The organism is Bradyrhizobium sp., from assembly GCF_027451485.1.
Classification (GTDB): Bacteria; Pseudomonadota; Alphaproteobacteria; order Rhizobiales; family Xanthobacteraceae; genus Bradyrhizobium.
Map to the genome: position 1 here is coordinate 1 of NZ_DAIDJE010000089.1, position 15,882 is coordinate 15,882.

Below are 15,882 nucleotides of genomic sequence, written 5' to 3' on the forward strand. Positions count from 1 at the left end.
CTTAAGGTTCGCGTGCAGGCGACGCCAACCGAGGACACCATGTTCCCGGCCTATGGCGCGCAGATCGTGCACATGCCATTCGGCAGCGTTTATACTTCGCTCCAGACCGGCGTAGTGGATGTCGGCGAGAACGGCATCAACGTCTATCTCGCCAACAAGCATTACGAAGTCGCGCCGGTTCTGTCGCTGACCGAACACGAGGCGAACAATAGCCTGCTCTGGGTCAGCGACAAACTCTGGAACAGTCTCACGCCCGAGCAGCAGGGCTGGGTACAGGCCGCCGCCGACGAGGTCAATCGCACGCAGCCGGCGAAAGCGTTCGCACTCGAGCACCAGTCGGCTGAAAAGCTGAAATCGATGGGCGTGAAGGTCGTGACCGATGTCGACAAGTCCGGCTTTACCGCCATCGCCGATCCGTATCTCGACACACTCGCCAAGAAACTCGGTCCGCATGCCGAGAAAATCAAGGACCTGATCCGCGCGGTCGATTGATATCGCGGAACACCAAGGGGAGGAATAAGCGTTGCACCATCAAGGAAGAATATTGTGCCTCGTGATTTTTCTGACAGCCGCGCTGTTCGCCGGTTCGGCGCATGCGCAGGAAGTCAGGCACTATCGCTTCGCCCACGACCAGCAGCTCAATTCCGGCTACAGCATCGCCTATGACATTTTCTCAGCCAGGCTGAAGGAGTTGAGCAAGGGCACGATGCTGGTCGATCAGTATCCAGGCGCGCAGCTCGGCCAGGAGCCGCAAATCCTGCAACTAGTCCGCTCCGGTGACATCGATTTCGCCATCGTTTCCTCGGCCAACACGTCGACGATCTCGCCGCAGGCCGGCGTGATGTCGTTACACTTCCTGTTCCGCAACGAGGATCATAACGTCAAGGCGCTCGGCGACCAGAAGGTGTTCGAAGCCGTCCACGACATGGTCGACCAGACGGTGACGGGTATTCATGCGATCGGCCTCGGCACCCAGGGTTTTCGGCACATGTATGGCAAGCGGGAAGTGCGCAAGGTGGAAGACCTCAAGGGATTCAAAGTGCGTGTGCAGGCGACCGCGACCGAAGACACCATGTTCCCGGCTTATGGCGCGCAGACCGTGCATATGCCGTTCGGCAGCGTCTATACTTCGCTGCAAACCGGCGTGGTGGATTTCGCCGAGAATGCCGTCAATGTCTACCTGATCAATCGGCACTATGAAGTTGCACCCGTGCTGTCGATGACCGAGCACGAAGCCAATAACGCCATTCTATGGATCAGCGACAAGCTGTGGCAGAGCCTTAATGCTGAGCAGCGGGGCTGGGTGATGGCTGCGGCGCGCGACGTCAGCCTTCAGGAACCGAAACGGGCGTTTGACCTGGAGCGGGCGGCAGCCGCCAAGCTGCAAAAGATGGGCGTCAAGATCGTGACGGATGTCGACAAGACAGGTTTCCAGAAGATCGCCGATCCGTATCTCGACAAGCTGGCCAAGGATCTCGGCCCGCACGCCGAGAAGATCAAGGACCTGATCAGAGCGATCAACTAGCGATCGCCATTCCTCGTGCCCGGCCTTGTGCCAGGCATTCACATCTTTCCTTCGGCAGCGCCGAAGACGCGGATGGCCGGGTCAAGTCCGGCCATGACGGAGAATGGAGAGATCGAGGAGAGCCCCATGGCTATATCCGACAGACTGGTCCTGCAGCGGCAGCATCATCTGAAATGGCGCGCCCTCGACTGGCTCGAACTCGTGCTGATGATGATTTGCGGCGTGCTGTGCTTCGGCTTCTCGTTGTCCGTGACGTTCGACATCGTCACCCGCACCATCGGCCATCCCTGGCTCTGGTTGCAGGAAGTCACGTCGACCTTGTTCATCTACGCGATCTTCATCGGGGCCGCGGCTGCGACCCGCCGTAACGACCATCTCTATCTGGCCGCGATCTCGGAATCGCTGCACGGTACGCCGCGGACGATTGTCGAGGTCCTCGTTCGCCTGGTGGTGCTGGCGGTGGCGCTTTGCCTGATCTGGTTCGGCTACATCAACTATCTCCGTGGATTCGGCAGTTTCCGCCTGCCGTCCGGCACGCCGATTGCCTCGCTTTACGCGGTGATCCCGCTTTCCGCGATCCTGATTGCACTGTTCACCATCGAACAGCTTGTCAACGGCATCCGTAATGGTTTCGACCATCCCGAGCCGGAAGAGGAGTTGATCATCCCGCCGGTTGAAATATCGCTGGACCAGGGGAGACGGCCGTGAGCCCGCCGCTTGTGCTTGCGTTGATGTCGTTCTGTTTCCTGTTTTTCGGTTATCTCGGCGTGCCGGTGCCGTTCTCGTTGATGGCGGGCGTGTTCGTTGGTGCATTCCTGACCGACGTGTCGTTCGCCGCGATCGTTCAGAAGATTTTCGACGGCGTCGACTCGGAAGCGCTGTTGGCGATTCCGTTTTTCCTTCTGGTTGGCGAACTCATGAGTTCGGCCAATGTGGTGGTGCGGATCGCGAACCTGTCGCTGTCGCTGGTCGGCCATATCAAAGGCGGCCTGTCGCAGGTCGTCGTCGTCTTCAGCATGTTCTTTTCTGAAATGTCGGGATCGACGACGGCCGATGTCGCGGTGATGAGCCGCGCGCTGGGGACGCCGATGCGGCGCGAGGGCTACAGTCCCGATTTCATCGCCGCGATCATCGCCGCCGCTTCCACCATCGCCGCCTTGGTGCCGCCCAGCATCACTGCGGTGGTTTATGGCGCGGTCGGTAACGTTTCGATCGCGGGCCTGTTCATGGCCGGCGTCGTGCCGGGCCTGATGATCGGCTTCGGACTGATGATCTATTGCTATTTGTTCGGTCCGGTCGGCGCACGCAAGCCGCGCGCCTCCTTCCGCCAGGTGGTGTTTGCGACGGGTGACGCCGCGCTGCCTCTGATGATTCCGGTGATCCTGCTCGGCGGCATTCTTACCGGCTGGTTCACGCCGACGGAAGCGGGTGTGGTTGCGGTGATCTGGATCATCGCGGTCGTGATCCCTGCGCTCAATCGCAAGCATATCCGGAAAATACCTTACGACTTCTGTCTGGCCGGACTGATCTTCTCCTTGCCGTTGATCACGATCGGCGCAGCCAATGCTTTCGGCTGGATGCTGGCCTACTTGCGCGGGGCGATCGTGATCGCGGATTGGATCACTTCGATCGCGGGCAACAATCCGCAATACATGATGCTGCTGCTCGTCGCGCTGTTCACCGTGGTCGGCGATTTCATCGAGCCGGTGCCGACCATCATCATCTTCATGCCGCTGGTGACGACCTTGACTCAGGCAGGTGACATCAATGGCGTCCACATGGGCGTGGTGCTGATTGCGACGCTGGCGTTCGGGATGATCACGCCGCCGTACGGGCTGGTGCTGCTGATGGCGTCGAAGTTCGTCGGCGTGCCGTTTTCCAAGGCGCTCCGCGCGGCGTTGCCGATCTATATTGTGTTCCTGCTGACGATCACCTTCACCATCTACTTCCCGAAGGTGGTGCTATGGCTGCCCAAGCACGTGATCCCGGAATCGGTCGGCTGCTTCAAGTCGCCCGCGGGAACCGGGTATATCTGCCCGAATGGTTGACGTCACTTGCCCTTTCGGGCGAATTTCTCGATCGCGGCGCGCGCCTCGTCGGTATGCATGCAGTCGATGATGGCGTCGCGCTCGGCGTCGAGCTGCTGTGCGATCGGGCTCAAGGGCGCCCGCTGGATCAGCATCTTGGTGGCGGCGATCGCAGCCGGTGTATTTTGCGCGAGGCGGTGCGCGAGTTCGCGCGTCGCGGCCTTCAGCTCGGTCGCCGGCACCAGCTTGACGACCAGGCCCCATTGCATCGCCTGTGATGCGGAAAAGCTGTCTTCGGCAAGAAAGATCTGCAACGCCCGCCGCGGGCCGACCGCTGCGGTGACCCCGACGGTTCCCCCGCCGTCGGGCGACACGCCGATCTTCGCGTAAGCCGGCATGAAACGGGCGTCTTCCGCGGCGATACAGAGATCGGCCATGAAGGCAAGCGAGAGGCCGGCGCCGGCCGCCGAGCCGTGCACGCTCGAAACCACGATCTTGGGCATGCGCTGCAGCGCCGTGATGAAGGCGTGGTAGTGTTGCAGCATTTCACCGACGACGGGTGCGATGGTGTCCGAAGCCGCAGCAGCGCCGATCGTCTGGAGGTCGCCACCGGCGCAGAATGCGCGGCCCGCGCCTTCGATCAACAGCACCTTGACCTCGTCCGATCCCTCGACCTCGGCGGCGATCTGTTCCAGCCTTTTTGCGATCGCAAGATCGATCGCGTTGAAGCTCGCGGGGCGGTTGAGGGTGATTGTCGCAATCGGGCCGTCGATCGCGAGCAGCGCCGGATCGGCGGTCTGGTCAGGGAGCGCAGCCATCGGGAAACCTCCGCATGAAGAGATCGGGCGCATTTAAATCGAAGCGAGAAGAGGTGACAATCCCGCATGAAGCCTGCAAGATGCCGCAAGACGCTGAGGTAAGGAACAGGGAGCAGGCGTCGTGGGCATTCAGGCAATGTTGAGCCGGCCGGTTTCGACGGCCGATCCCTTTTCGCGGGGCTTTCTCAGCGATCCCTATCCGCATCATGAGGCGCTGCGCGAAGCCGGTCCCGCAGTGTGGCTCGACCAATATGGCATCTGGGCGATGGCGCGGCACGAGCAGGTTCGCGATGCCCTGACCGACTGGCAGACCTATTGCTCGTCGGCGGGCGTGGGACTCAGCGATTTCCGAAAGGAACCGCCCTGGCGGCCACCGAGCATCATCCTCGAAGCCGATCCGCCGCTGCATACGCGCACTCGCGCGGTGCTGACGCGCATCCTGTCGCCGATGGCGATCAAGGTGCTGCGCGAAAGGTTCGAGCAGGAGGCGGACCGCCTGGTTGCGACGCTCGCCGCGCGGCGCGAGTTCGACGGCATCGCCGATCTGGCTGAAGCCTATCCACTGAAGGTATTCCCGGACGCGGTCGGGATTTCCGAAGACGGTCGCGAAAACCTGCTGCCTTACGGCAGTATGGTTTTCAATTCCTTCGGCCCGCGCAACGATCTGTTTCAGGAGGCCATGGCGAATGCGGGTCCGGTTCGCGAGTGGATCATGTCGAAATGCAGCCGCGCCGCGCTGGCGCCCGATGGACTCGGCATGCAGATCTTCCAAGCCGTCGATGCCGGAGAACTGTCCGAAGATGAAGCGGGCATGCTGGTGCGCTCGTTCCTGTCGGCGGGAATCGATACGACGGTCTACGGCCTCGGCAACGCGCTTTACTGCATGGCGCGCTACCCTGAGCAATGGCAAGTGCTCCGCCAGAATCCGAGCCTGATCCGTAACGCCTTCGAAGAGGTCTTGCGCTTCGAGGCTCCGGTTCAGACGTTCTTCCGCACCACCACGAAACCGGTCGAAGTCGGCGGCGTGCAGCTCGGCGAGGGGGAGAAGGTGCTGCTGTTTCTGGCGGCCGCCAACCGCGATCCGCGCCGGTGGGAACGGCCGGATGCATTCGACGTCAGCCGGCGCGCGGCCGGGCACATGACCTTTGGTACCGGCATTCACGGCTGCGTCGGCCAGGCCGTGGCCCGGCTGGAGACGGAGGCAGTGCTGGGCGCACTTGCAAAAAGCGTCAAATCGCTTGAATTGACTGCCCAACCGGTGCGCCGACTGAACAACACGTTGCGTGGCTTCGACACCCTTCCGCTTCGCCTTACGACTGTCTGACAGCATGACCCAGAAATCCGTTATCATCGTCGGCGCCGGCCATGCCGGCTACCAGGTTGCCGCCTCGTTGCGCCAGCACGGCTTTGCCGAACGCATTTGCCTGATCAACGATGAGGCGCATCTGCCGTATCAACGGCCGCCGTTGTCCAAGGCCTATCTCAAGGGCGAGGGAAAACCCGATAGCCTGATGTTCCGGCCCGAAAAGTTCTATCACGACCAGAAGATCGAATTGATCGCGGACCGCGCTGCCTTCATTGATCGCGCGGCGCATCGCGTCGTCCTCGCTTCCGGCACGTTCCTTGATTATGGCCACCTCGTGCTGGCGACCGGCGCGCGCAATCGCCTGCTCGATTTGCCCAACGCCACGCTTGCTGACGTTCGCTACCTGCGCATCCTCGACGAGAGCGAGGCGCTGCGGCAGCGGATCGGCATCGCGCGACACGTCGCGGTGATCGGTGCCGGCTTCATCGGTTTGGAATTTGCCGCGACCGCCCGGGCCAAGGGGCTCGAAGTCGATGTAATCGAGCTTGGGTCGCGGGTGATGGCGCGCGCCGTTACGGCGGAAATCTCGGACTTTTTCCAGGCACGGCACACCTCGGCGGGCATTCGCATTCACCTCGGCGTGCAAGCGACCAGTATCGAGAGCGCCGGCGACAAGGTCGCCGGCCTCAGCCTCAGCGACGGGCGGCGCATTCCGGCCGATCTCATCGTGGTCGGCGTCGGTGTGCTGCCCAACGTCGAGATCGCGGCCGAGGCCGGCCTGCCGGTCGCGTCGGGCATCATCGTCGACGCCCACCTTCTGACCGCCGATCCGAATATTTCGGCGATCGGTGACTGCGCGCTGTTCGAAAGCCCGCGTTTCGGCGGTTCGCTCCGCCTCGAGTCCGTGCAGAACGCCACCGATCAGGCGCGCTGCGTGGCGGCGCGGCTGACCGGCGATGACAAGGCTTACGACGGCCTGCCGTGGTTCTGGAGCGATCAGGGCGACGACAAGCTCCAGATCGCGGGCCTCACGACCGGGTACGATCAGGTCATCGTGCGCGGTGATCGTGAAGCGCGCTCGTTTTCGGCATTCTGCTACAAGCAGCGGCAACTGGTCGGCATTGAATCGGTCAACCGCGCCGCCGATCACGTGTTCGGCCGCAAGATCCTCGGCATGAACCGCTCGATCGAGCCAGAAAAGGCCGCCGACCCCGGCTTCGACCTGAAAGCAGCGCTTGCGTAGTTTGCTACTTCAAGCGCTGATCGCAAATTCCTTCTGCACGGTTTCGATATCAGCGACGCTCGGCAATCCGGCCTCGTTGCCGAGCCGCTGGATCTTGTGGGTTGAGGCGGCGCGCGCGAACTCGAAATGATCGCTCCAGCTTTTGTCCGGATGCGCGAGATAGGAATAGACGTAAGCGCCGTGGAACACGTCGCCGGCGCCGTTGGTATCGATCACGCGCTGGCGCGGGATCGGCAGCGCCGGCATGATGCGCGTCGTGCCGCTCTCGTCGTACCAGAACAGGCCTCGCTCGCCCATCGTCACCCCGCCGATGCGGCAGCCGCGGCCCTTGAGATAATCGAGCATCTCTTTCGGCGACAGGTTCATCTGTTCGCAAAGACGTTCGGCAACGATCGCGACATCGATGAACTCGAGGACTTCATGGGTGTTGGAGCGCAAGCCGCCGCCGTCGAGCGAGGTGAGAATGCCGGCCTCGCGGCAATGCCTGGCGTAATGGATCGCGGCATCCGGTTGATGACCATCGATGTGCAGGGCGCGGCATCCCTTCAGATTCAAAAGCGGGAAAGGATGAATGTGCTCGTCATCGCGGCAGCGCACGATGGCACGCTTGCCGTCCTTGGGCATGATGAACGACAGCGAGGACGTGGCGACCTTGCGCGGATGGATCGAGATGCCGTACTTCGCGCACATGTCCTGGAACATCCGTCCCAGCCAGTCGTTGGCGACGGTCGCGATCAGGTCCGGCACGACCCCGAGCTTGGCGCAGCAGAACGCTGCCGTGACGGCGTTGCCGCCAAACGAAACCGCATAGGCCGAAGCGACATGCTTCTCATCCCCGGTCGGCATGTGGTCGGTGATGAAGGTGACGTCGATATAGGTCTGTCCGATGAAGAGAGCCTGCATGCGTTGCCCGTCATGGGTTGAAGGGTGAGATCGGCCGGCGGCGTACACTAGCATCCGTCAGGCAGGGCGATCGCCGAAATTATACGCAAAAACTGCCCTTCCGCCGTTGTCCCGAGGGCTCAGCTAACAATTGGGGTGTCTGCCGTCCAGTGCTTGTCTGCTCGCGAGGCCTGACCCAACGACAGCGGTTGTTTTGGGTTCCGTGCCGCCCGTGCTACATGCGTGTTATTCGGCAATGGGCGGCCAGCCCTGGAAGAGCCTCGGGAAGAGCCTTAGGAAGCGCCTTGGCGAGATCGAAACGAAATCAGAAGTGGCAGCGTGACCCGGAAGGGATGCGGCTTCGCATTCTCGAGGCCGCGAAGGAAGAATTTGCCGCCCACGGCCTCGCCGGGGCGCGGGTCGACCGTATCGCTGCCAAGGCCGGCGCCAACAAGCGCATGCTTTATTATCACGTCGGCAAGAAGGAAGAGCTTTACCTCACGGTGCTCGAAGGCGCCTACGAGAAGATCAGGGTCGAGGAGCGTGGGCTCGATCTCGAACAGCTCGATCCGCCGGAGGCGATCAGGCGGCTGATCGAGTTCACCTGGAATTATTTCCTCAGGAATCCCGAATTCCTGGCGCTGCTCAACACCGAGAATCTCGCCAAGGCGCGGCATCTCAAGCGCTCCGCCAAGGTGAAATCGATGCACTCGCCGTTCGTCGAGATGATCCGCACGGTGGTGCGCCGCGGGGTTGCGAGCGGCGACTTCGTCGTCGCGATCGATCCGGTGCAGCTTTATATTTCCATCGCCGCATTGTGCTTCTTCTATCTGTCGAACAGCGCAACCTTGAGCGTGATCTTCGGCCGCGATCTGCTCAGCGAAGAGGCGAGGGATGAGCGCCTCGATCACATGGTGGCGCTGGTGCTGGCGGCGCTGACCGGGAAATCGCTTGCCGCCTTTGCGAAGAAAACGGCGCCGGCGCCTCGGGCCATCGTCCATGCAGAGCCCACTCCCTCGCCGCTTGTCGGGGAGGGATAGGGGGCAAGCGCCTCTCGACGCACCGCTGCTGGTGTTCACCTGTCAAACAGCCCTGTCTGCCGCAGACACAACTTCGCGCTCTCGCCGCGAAAATCCGCGCGAAGTTTCTCGTCAGCTCCTGCCCTTTCACTCGAAGGGCGCAGGGAATGCCGGGCGCGCCATGCGCACCCGCAGCCTCGCGCGCAAAGCAAAAAGCGCGCAAGTTAGTCACCGCAGGTCGCCGGAAACACCCGGCATTCCCCGCGCGATTGGTTTTAACGGTTTCCTCCGCGCTCTCCCTGGTGAACCGGGCTTTCTTGCCACCATCGCCAGCGCGATGCGTCAGCATCGTCGCCAACTTGACACCAGCGTCGGGGTGTCGGGACCACACGGCTTTGCCGTCCGCGAGCCAAGCGCCCTCGTCAGCAGCGCCACTCGCGTCCATCGCATCCCGCCCGCGTTCGTGACGATCGCGAAACGCCCCTTGGTCGGGCGGGATGGCTGGAGGTCTATTGCTGCGTCTACCAGGCGGCCAAGCGGAAAATTTTCGATTGCGGGGCTGGACAGCCGGTGCAAATCAGCCGGAACGCAAATACAATCTCGATCGCGATCCGGTGCTATGATTTGGCATGCGAAGAAAAAGCGCCGGCAATTAAATGCAACGAGCCGACGCTGGTCGCCTTGCAAACTCCAGCGCACGAAAAAAGAGGCGGGCTCACCACCTCTTTTTTCGTTAGACCAAACACGCGTCGTTTGGATCATGCTAATAGCGCGACCAATAAGGCGGGCCCATATTGCGGTCGACTGATCCCGGATACTGGCCATCGCCATAGGGGCCGCCCCATCCGGACGGGTAGGTCGGCTCAGCGACGCCGAAGTCGAAGTGATCGAAATCCTGGGCGGTCATGACCCGTCCGTGGTAATTCTCACCGGAGGGCAGAAATCTTCCGGGTACGTACACCCTCGCCATGGCCGGTCCCGAAATCGTCAATGCAAGCGCTACGGCGCCAATCAATTTGAGCTTTGTCATAGCTATTCTCCTTTGTCCGCCGGCCGCATGCGGAACGCCACCGCCGGACCTATCGCAACCAGAACAAGGGACGCCTTTCGCCGGCGTCGTTCGGCTGGCGGCGGGTTAACGCGCGAGAGCGGAACCCGCGCCGATGCTGCTACCTAAAATTCTGTTTAGGAGGGCTGCATGGCTGGCTTGGAGGCGCCGAACCAGCCGACCAAAAGCGCTGGACAGTATTTATCCATCGGGTTAATTTCGATCAAAATCGAACCGCAAGATCGTCGCGCAAGGGAGCGAAACTTGGCTGAACCGAAAACGCCAACCAGGCTGTCGAAGGCGTTCAACGCCGCTTGGGTGCGGCCGTTTCTGTTCCTGATCTTCATCGTCGTGGTCTGGGACCTGTCGATCCGCCTGTTCAGGATTCCGGCCTACCAAATTCCGGCGCCGGCCGATGTCGTCGCGGTGCTGTGGCACGATTGGCCCGAGCTGGCACGGCAATCCTGGCCGACCACCTATGCGACGATCTGGGGGTTTGTGCTGTCGGCGCTGTTCGGAATTCCCGTCGCGATGCTGATCGCAGGATCGAAGACGGTGGAGAGCTATGTCTATCCGCTGCTTGTGTTCTCGCAGTCGGTGCCGAAGATCGCGATCGCGCCGCTGTTCGTCGTCTGGTTCGGCTTCGGTATCCTGCCGAAAATCATCTCGGCATTCCTGCTCGGATTTTTTCCGGTCGTGGTGTCTGCGGTACAGGGGTTCAAGTCAGTCGATCCCGACATGGTCGATCTGGCGCGGGCGATGCAGGGCAGCCGTTTTCACGTCTTTCGCGCCGTCAACTTGCCGCACGCCATGCCGGCGATTTTTTCAGGCCTGAAGGTTTCTGTCACACTCGCGGTGGTTGGCGCAGTGGTCGGCGAATTCGTCGGCTCCAATTCGGGCATCGGCTATGTCATGCAGCGCTCGATCGGCACCTTCGATTTGCCGACGATGTTTGCCGCACTCGTGATCCTGGCGCTGCTCGGCGTCATCCTGTTCTGGATCGTCGACCGGATCGAACGGCTGGTGGTGCCCTGGCACGTCAGCCAGCGCGAGGAGATTATCGTTGCCGCGTGAGGTTTAAATAGAAAGCGTTGTCATTGCGAGCGAAGCAACCAGGTTTTCCGCTGTCATTCCGGAGCGCGAGTGAAACGAGCGAATCCGGAATCCATGGAGCCGCACGAGGATCAGTAGGAATGGATTCCGGGCCGGCGTCTTGCGCGCAAAATAGCCTCGCTATTTTGTCGCGACGGCGCATCCCGGAATGACAAAGGATGGATTGCGTCGCTTGGCTCGCAATGACGAGATTAAAAAGCTACGGGAGGAAGATCGAATGTTGAGGTGCATCGCGGCAGTTTCGGCCGCGCTAATCTTTTCAGCGTTGACCGCGCTGCCGGCACGCGCCGCCGACAAGGTGGTGCTGATGCTCAACTGGTACGTCTATGGTGAGCACGCGCCGTTCTATTACGGCAAAGCCAAGGGCATCTACGCCGCCGACGGCATCGATCTCGAGATCCAGGAAGGCCGCGGCTCGGCGGCGACGACGCAGGCCGTGGCGGCCAAGACCGCGAATTTCGGTTATGTCGACGTGCCGACCATGATGCGCGCGGCGGTCAAGGGCGCGCCGATCATCGCAACCGGCGTGCTGCTCCAGACCAGCCCGATGTCGGTGATGGGCCTTGCCGAGAAGAACATCAGGAAGCCCGAGGACATCAAGGGCAAGACGGTTGCGATCACGCCGGCCGATTCCATGACGCAGATCTGGCCGCTGTTCCTGAAAAAGACCGGATTGAAGGAGAGCGATTTCACCACCGTCGCCGGCGACGCCCAGACCAAGCTCCAAGCCGTCATCAACGGCCGGGCCGATCTTCTGCTCGGCTACGTCATGGACCAGTCGATGAAGATCAAGGACGCGACCGGCAAGGACGTCTATCCGATCAAGTTCGCCGACTACGGCATCAACATGGTGTCGTCCGGCCTTGTGGCGAACACCGATTACGTCAAGGCCAACGCCGATGTGGTCAGGCGTTTCATGGATGCCACCACTAAGGCAGTGGAGGCGGCTGAAAAGGACCCCAGGGCCGCGGCGCAGTCGATCCTCGATGCCAACCCCAAGGGCGGCAAGATCGGCACGCTCACTGAAGGCTTTGAACTGACGATTCCGCTCTACCGCACGCCGGAGACCAGGAACAAGCGGCCGTTCCAGGTCACCGACCAGAACATGAAGGATACCGTCGATCTGATGGTCGAATATGGCGGGCTTGATGCCAAGGCGAAGGATAATCCCAAGGCGTTTTACACCAATGAGTACTTGCCGAAGTGACCGCTCGTCGTTGCGAGCAGCGAACGCAACGAGGCAATCCCGCCTTTGTCATTCCGGGATGCGCCGTAAGGCGCAGGCCCTGAATCCATTCCTCCCGACACTCGTGCGGCACCCATGGATTCTCTGATGTGCAATTGCACTCATAGCTCGCTCGTTTCGCTCGCGCCCCGGAATGACAGCTTGAAAGAAGCCTGGATTGCTTCGCGGTGCTTGTCATCGGGCCGCGCTTTGCGCAGACCCGGTGGCTCGCGATGATGGCTCGTTTGTCGAATGGACTACCAATGACCGCCCTGAACAAGACTGGAGCCAGCCCGCCGCCCGCGCACTTACGTGTGGTGGGCGATCGCGGCGCCTCGCAGAAGGCCGGCATTCGGCTGTCGGCCGTGTCGAAAACCTATCGGTCGCGCGACGGTGATGTGCCGTCGCTGCAGCCACTCGATTTTCACATCAACGCCGGCGAATTTTTCGTCGTGGTCGGGCCGTCCGGCTGCGGCAAGTCCACGCTCCTGAAAATGATCTCAGGGCTTCTGCCGCCGTCGACAGGCGAGATTTTCGTCGAGGGCGAGAAGGTCGACAAACCGCATGGCAATGTCGGCATCGTGTTTCAGAACGCGCTGCTCTTGCCCTGGCGCAACATCCTCAACAACGTGATGCTGCCGATCGACATGAAGCGGCTGCCCCGCGAAGAGTTCCTGCCGCGCGCGAAAGCGCTGCTAAAACTCGTCGGTCTCGAAGGGTTTGAAAGGAAGTTGCCCTGGCAGCTCTCGGGCGGCATGCAGCAGCGCGCCTCGATCTGCCGGGCGCTGGTGCACGATCCGAAGATCGTGCTGATGGACGAGCCGTTCGGAGCCCTCGATGCCATGACGCGCGAGCGCATGAACGTCGAACTGATGCGCATCCAGCGCGAGACCGGCAAGACCGTGCTGCTGATCACCCATTCGATCCCGGAAGCGGTGTTCCTTGCCGATCGCGTGTTGGTGATGACCGAGCGGCCCGGTGCGATTGCCGCGATCTACGATGTGCCGCTGCCACGCCCGCGCTCGCTCGACGTCATGACCGATCCGGTTTTCTCGGAACTGGTGCAACGCATCCGCAAGCATTTTTTCACGCAAAGCGCGCTGGATTAGAGGTGTAGGTCGATGCCGCTGCGGCTGGCCGTGCGGGATATCGCACTTTTCGAGCGAGCGGTGCGCTTTGCGCGGCCGTTTCGGTTCGGCGCGGTCGTCGTCGAGGCGGCGGCGCAGGCGTTCGTGCGCGTCGAGATCGAGATCGAGGGCAAGGGCCGTTCGGTCGGCGCCAGTGCCGAAATGATGGTGCCGAAATGGTTCGACAAGCGCGCCCATCTTTCGCCCGACCAGACCGCCGATGAATTGCGGCGTTCGCTCACGATCGCGCGCGATCTCTATTGCAAGGGCTCAGACTTCGATACCGCATTCGGTCATCACGCCTCATGGATCGCGGCGCAGGTCGAAAGCTGCGCGAAGCACGATATTCCGCCGCTCGCGGCGATCTTCGGTGCGGCCGAAATCGACAAGGCCATTCTCGATGCGCTGCTGCGCGGCGCGGACGCCGATTTCTTTGACGGGATGGCGGCCAATATCGCCGGCATCGATGCGCGGCTGTCGCCCGATCTTGGCAGCGAGGACATCACGCAGTTCTTGCGCGGCTGCCGCCGCGGCGACCGCGTCGCGATCCGCCATACTGTCGGTCTCGACGACAAGGTTGAAGGGGAGGGCGGGGTCGCCGATCCGGCCGAGAATTCCGGCGCGCGTTATTTCAAGCTCAAGCTTGCGGGCAATCCGGACGCTGACGTCGCCCGGCTGGTTCGCATCGGCCGCGAGCTCGCCAGGCTGCCTCGTTCCTATCACGTCACGCTCGATGCCAACGAGCAATATGCAGACCTGAAAGATTTACGCGGCCTGGTCGATCGCCTGAGGTGCGATGCTGCGCTGGCCCCGATCGCAGGCCGGCTTCTTTATATCGAGCAGCCGATGCCGCGCGAGGTGACTCGCACCTCTCCGCTCGAAGGCGTCAACGCTTACGATTTCATCATCGATGAAGCCGATGATTCCTATCATGCGTTCGTTGCCGCGCGGTCGCTCGGCTATCGCGGCATCTCGTCAAAATCCTGCAAGGGCCTCTACAAGTCCGTGATCAATGCGACGCGCGCAGCCAAATGGAGCGCGGAAGGGGAAAGGTTCTTTGTCACGGGTGAAGACCTGACCTGTCAGGCCGGACTCGCCGTGCAGCAGGATCTCGCACTCGGAGCGCTGATCGGCATGACGCATATGGAGCGCAACGGTCATCACTATGTCGACGGCTTTGCCGATACGCCGATCGAGGAGGCCGACGCGTTTCTCGCCGCGCATCCCGGTCTTTATGCCCGCGCCGGCGGCAAGGTGCGGCTTGCGATCCATGACGGCGATCTGTTGACGGCATCGCTGACGGCGCCGGGCTTTGCCACCGGCGTCCATCCACACTGGCCTGCGATGCAGGCATTCCGACAGCCAAAAGCAAGAACATTGCAGGAGCAGACGATATGACGACGCAACGCCTCGGCGTGATCATGAACGGTGTCACCGGCCGCATGGGGCTCAACCAGCACCTGATCCGCTCGATCATCGCGATCCGCGACCAGGGTGGCGTAAAACTCTCGAACGGCGATCGTGTGATGCCCGATCCGATCCTGGTCGGGCGAAGTGCGGAAAAGATCGAGGCGCTCGCCAGGCGCTTTGGTGTGGAGCGCTGGACCACCGACCTCGATGCGGCGCTCGCCGACAAGAAGGACGCGGTGTTCTTCGACGCTGCGACCACGCAGGCCCGCCCGGGCTTGCTGGCGAGGGCGTTCAACGCCGGCAAGCACGTCTACTGCGAAAAGCCGACCGCAACCAATCTCGAAGAAGCCGTTGCGATCGTGAAGCTCGGCAACGGCAAGGGTCTCAAACACGGCGTCGTGCAGGACAAACTGTTCCTGCCCGGGCTGAAGAAGCTCGCCTTCCTGCGCGATTCCGGCTTCTTCGGCCGGATGCTCTCAGTGCGGGGCGAGTTCGGCTACTGGGTGTTCGAGGGAGACTGGCAGGAAGCGCAGCGGCCGTCGTGGAATTACCGGAGCGAAGACGGGGGCGGCATCATTCTCGACATGGTCTGCCATTGGCGCTACGTGCTGGACAATCTCTTCGGCGAAGTCGAAAGCGTGGTCTGCATCGGCAATACCGATATTCCCGAGCGCTGGGACGAGAGAGGCAGGAAATACGAGGCGACCGCCGACGATTCAGCCTACGCCACCTTCCGCCTCAAGGGCGGCGTGATCGCGCATATCAACATGAGCTGGGTGACGCGCGTTTACCGCGATGATCTCGTCACCTTCCAGGTCGATGGCACGCATGGTTCGGCCGTCGCAGGACTGACCGACTGCATGATCCAGGCGCGGCAGATGACGCCGCGGCCGGTCTGGAATCCGGACGAGAAGCGCCTGCATGATTTCTACGCCGATTGGCAGAAGCTGCCGGAGAACGTGACCTACGACAACGGCTTCAAAGAGCAGTGGGAGATGTTCATCCGTCACGTCTGCGAAGACGCGCCGTATAAATATACGCTCCTGGAAGGCGCCAAGGGCGTGCAGCTGGCGGAGTGCGCGCTGCAGAGCTGGCGCGAGAAGCGCTGGATCGACGTCGCCCCGATCAAGGTCTAGAGG

At 61.8% G+C, this 15,882-nt stretch carries 15 protein-coding genes; 12 read left to right on the forward strand and 3 right to left on the reverse strand.

Going from position 1 to position 15,882, the window contains the following annotated elements:
- The 4 genes from dctP to NEZ08_RS11635 all read left to right on the forward strand — a co-directional run.
- Positions 1–492 (forward strand): TRAP transporter substrate-binding protein DctP (gene dctP, locus NEZ08_RS11620; protein ID WP_298106945.1); only part of this gene is annotated, 492 nt, incomplete at its 5' end.
- A gap of 61 nt (positions 493–553) precedes the next feature.
- On the forward strand, positions 554–1,525 hold the full coding sequence (locus NEZ08_RS11625; protein ID WP_298106947.1) for a TRAP transporter substrate-binding protein: 972 nt from the start codon (positions 554–556) through the stop codon (positions 1,523–1,525).
- Positions 1,526–1,651: 126 nt separating this feature from the next.
- Positions 1,652–2,233 (forward strand): TRAP transporter small permease, encoded by a 582-nt coding sequence (locus tag NEZ08_RS11630; RefSeq protein ID WP_298106949.1) that lies wholly within the window; start codon positions 1,652–1,654, stop codon positions 2,231–2,233.
- Positions 2,230–3,573 (forward strand): TRAP transporter large permease, encoded by a 1,344-nt coding sequence (locus tag NEZ08_RS11635; protein WP_298106951.1) that lies wholly within the window; start codon positions 2,230–2,232, stop codon positions 3,571–3,573. The genes NEZ08_RS11630 and NEZ08_RS11635 overlap by 4 nt, the downstream gene beginning before the upstream one ends.
- 2 nt (positions 3,574–3,575) lie before the next feature.
- Here NEZ08_RS11635 and NEZ08_RS11640 read toward each other — a convergent pair whose 3' ends face one another.
- On the reverse strand, positions 3,576–4,370 hold the full coding sequence (locus NEZ08_RS11640; RefSeq protein ID WP_298106952.1) for an enoyl-CoA hydratase-related protein: 795 nt from the start codon (positions 4,368–4,370) through the stop codon (positions 3,576–3,578).
- Between the two features lie 136 nt (positions 4,371–4,506).
- Here NEZ08_RS11640 and NEZ08_RS11645 point away from each other — a divergent pair, with 136 nt between their 5' ends.
- Positions 4,507–5,694, forward strand: coding sequence for a cytochrome P450 (locus NEZ08_RS11645; RefSeq protein WP_298107053.1), 1,188 nt, complete (start codon positions 4,507–4,509; stop codon positions 5,692–5,694).
- Between the two features lie 4 nt (positions 5,695–5,698).
- Entirely contained in the window at positions 5,699–6,919 is a 1,221-nt protein-coding gene (locus NEZ08_RS11650) for an FAD-dependent oxidoreductase (protein WP_298106953.1), read from the forward strand.
- A 9-nt stretch (positions 6,920–6,928) separates the two neighbouring features.
- Here NEZ08_RS11650 and NEZ08_RS11655 read toward each other — a convergent pair whose 3' ends face one another.
- Entirely contained in the window at positions 6,929–7,822 is an 894-nt protein-coding gene (locus tag NEZ08_RS11655; protein WP_298106954.1) for a sugar kinase, read from the reverse strand.
- A gap of 284 nt (positions 7,823–8,106) precedes the next feature.
- On the opposite strand from NEZ08_RS11655, the gene NEZ08_RS11660 reads away from it, so the two are divergent.
- Positions 8,107–8,841 carry a TetR/AcrR family transcriptional regulator gene (locus NEZ08_RS11660; protein ID WP_367278409.1) on the forward strand — a complete coding sequence of 245 codons (735 nt, stop codon included), beginning with the start codon at positions 8,107–8,109 and terminating at the stop codon, positions 8,839–8,841.
- Positions 8,842–9,583: 742 nt separating this feature from the next.
- Here NEZ08_RS11660 and NEZ08_RS11665 read toward each other — a convergent pair.
- Entirely contained in the window at positions 9,584–9,850 is a 267-nt protein-coding gene (locus NEZ08_RS11665; RefSeq protein ID WP_298106958.1) for a hypothetical protein, read from the reverse strand.
- A 282-nt stretch (positions 9,851–10,132) separates the two neighbouring features.
- On the opposite strand from NEZ08_RS11665, the gene NEZ08_RS11670 reads away from it, so the two are divergent.
- From NEZ08_RS11670 to NEZ08_RS11690, 5 genes are all read left to right on the forward strand, one after another.
- The gene (locus tag NEZ08_RS11670; protein WP_298106960.1) at positions 10,133–10,942 is read left to right on the forward strand and encodes an ABC transporter permease; all 810 of its coding nucleotides are present in this window, start codon (positions 10,133–10,135) and stop codon (positions 10,940–10,942) included.
- Positions 10,943–11,198: 256 nt separating this feature from the next.
- The gene (locus tag NEZ08_RS11675; RefSeq protein ID WP_298106962.1) at positions 11,199–12,188 is read left to right on the forward strand and encodes an ABC transporter substrate-binding protein; all 990 of its coding nucleotides are present in this window, start codon (positions 11,199–11,201) and stop codon (positions 12,186–12,188) included.
- 281 nt (positions 12,189–12,469) lie between these two features.
- Positions 12,470–13,315, forward strand: a complete 846-nt coding sequence (locus NEZ08_RS11680; protein WP_298106964.1) for an ABC transporter ATP-binding protein — start codon at positions 12,470–12,472, stop codon at positions 13,313–13,315.
- Between the two features lie 12 nt (positions 13,316–13,327).
- Positions 13,328–14,731 carry a hypothetical protein gene (locus NEZ08_RS11685; protein WP_298106965.1) on the forward strand — a complete coding sequence of 468 codons (1,404 nt, stop codon included), beginning with the start codon at positions 13,328–13,330 and terminating at the stop codon, positions 14,729–14,731.
- The gene (locus NEZ08_RS11690) at positions 14,728–15,879 is read left to right on the forward strand and encodes a Gfo/Idh/MocA family oxidoreductase (RefSeq protein ID WP_298106967.1); all 1,152 of its coding nucleotides are present in this window, start codon (positions 14,728–14,730) and stop codon (positions 15,877–15,879) included. The genes NEZ08_RS11685 and NEZ08_RS11690 overlap by 4 nt, the downstream gene beginning before the upstream one ends.
- The last annotated feature ends 3 nt before the right edge of the window (positions 15,880–15,882 follow it).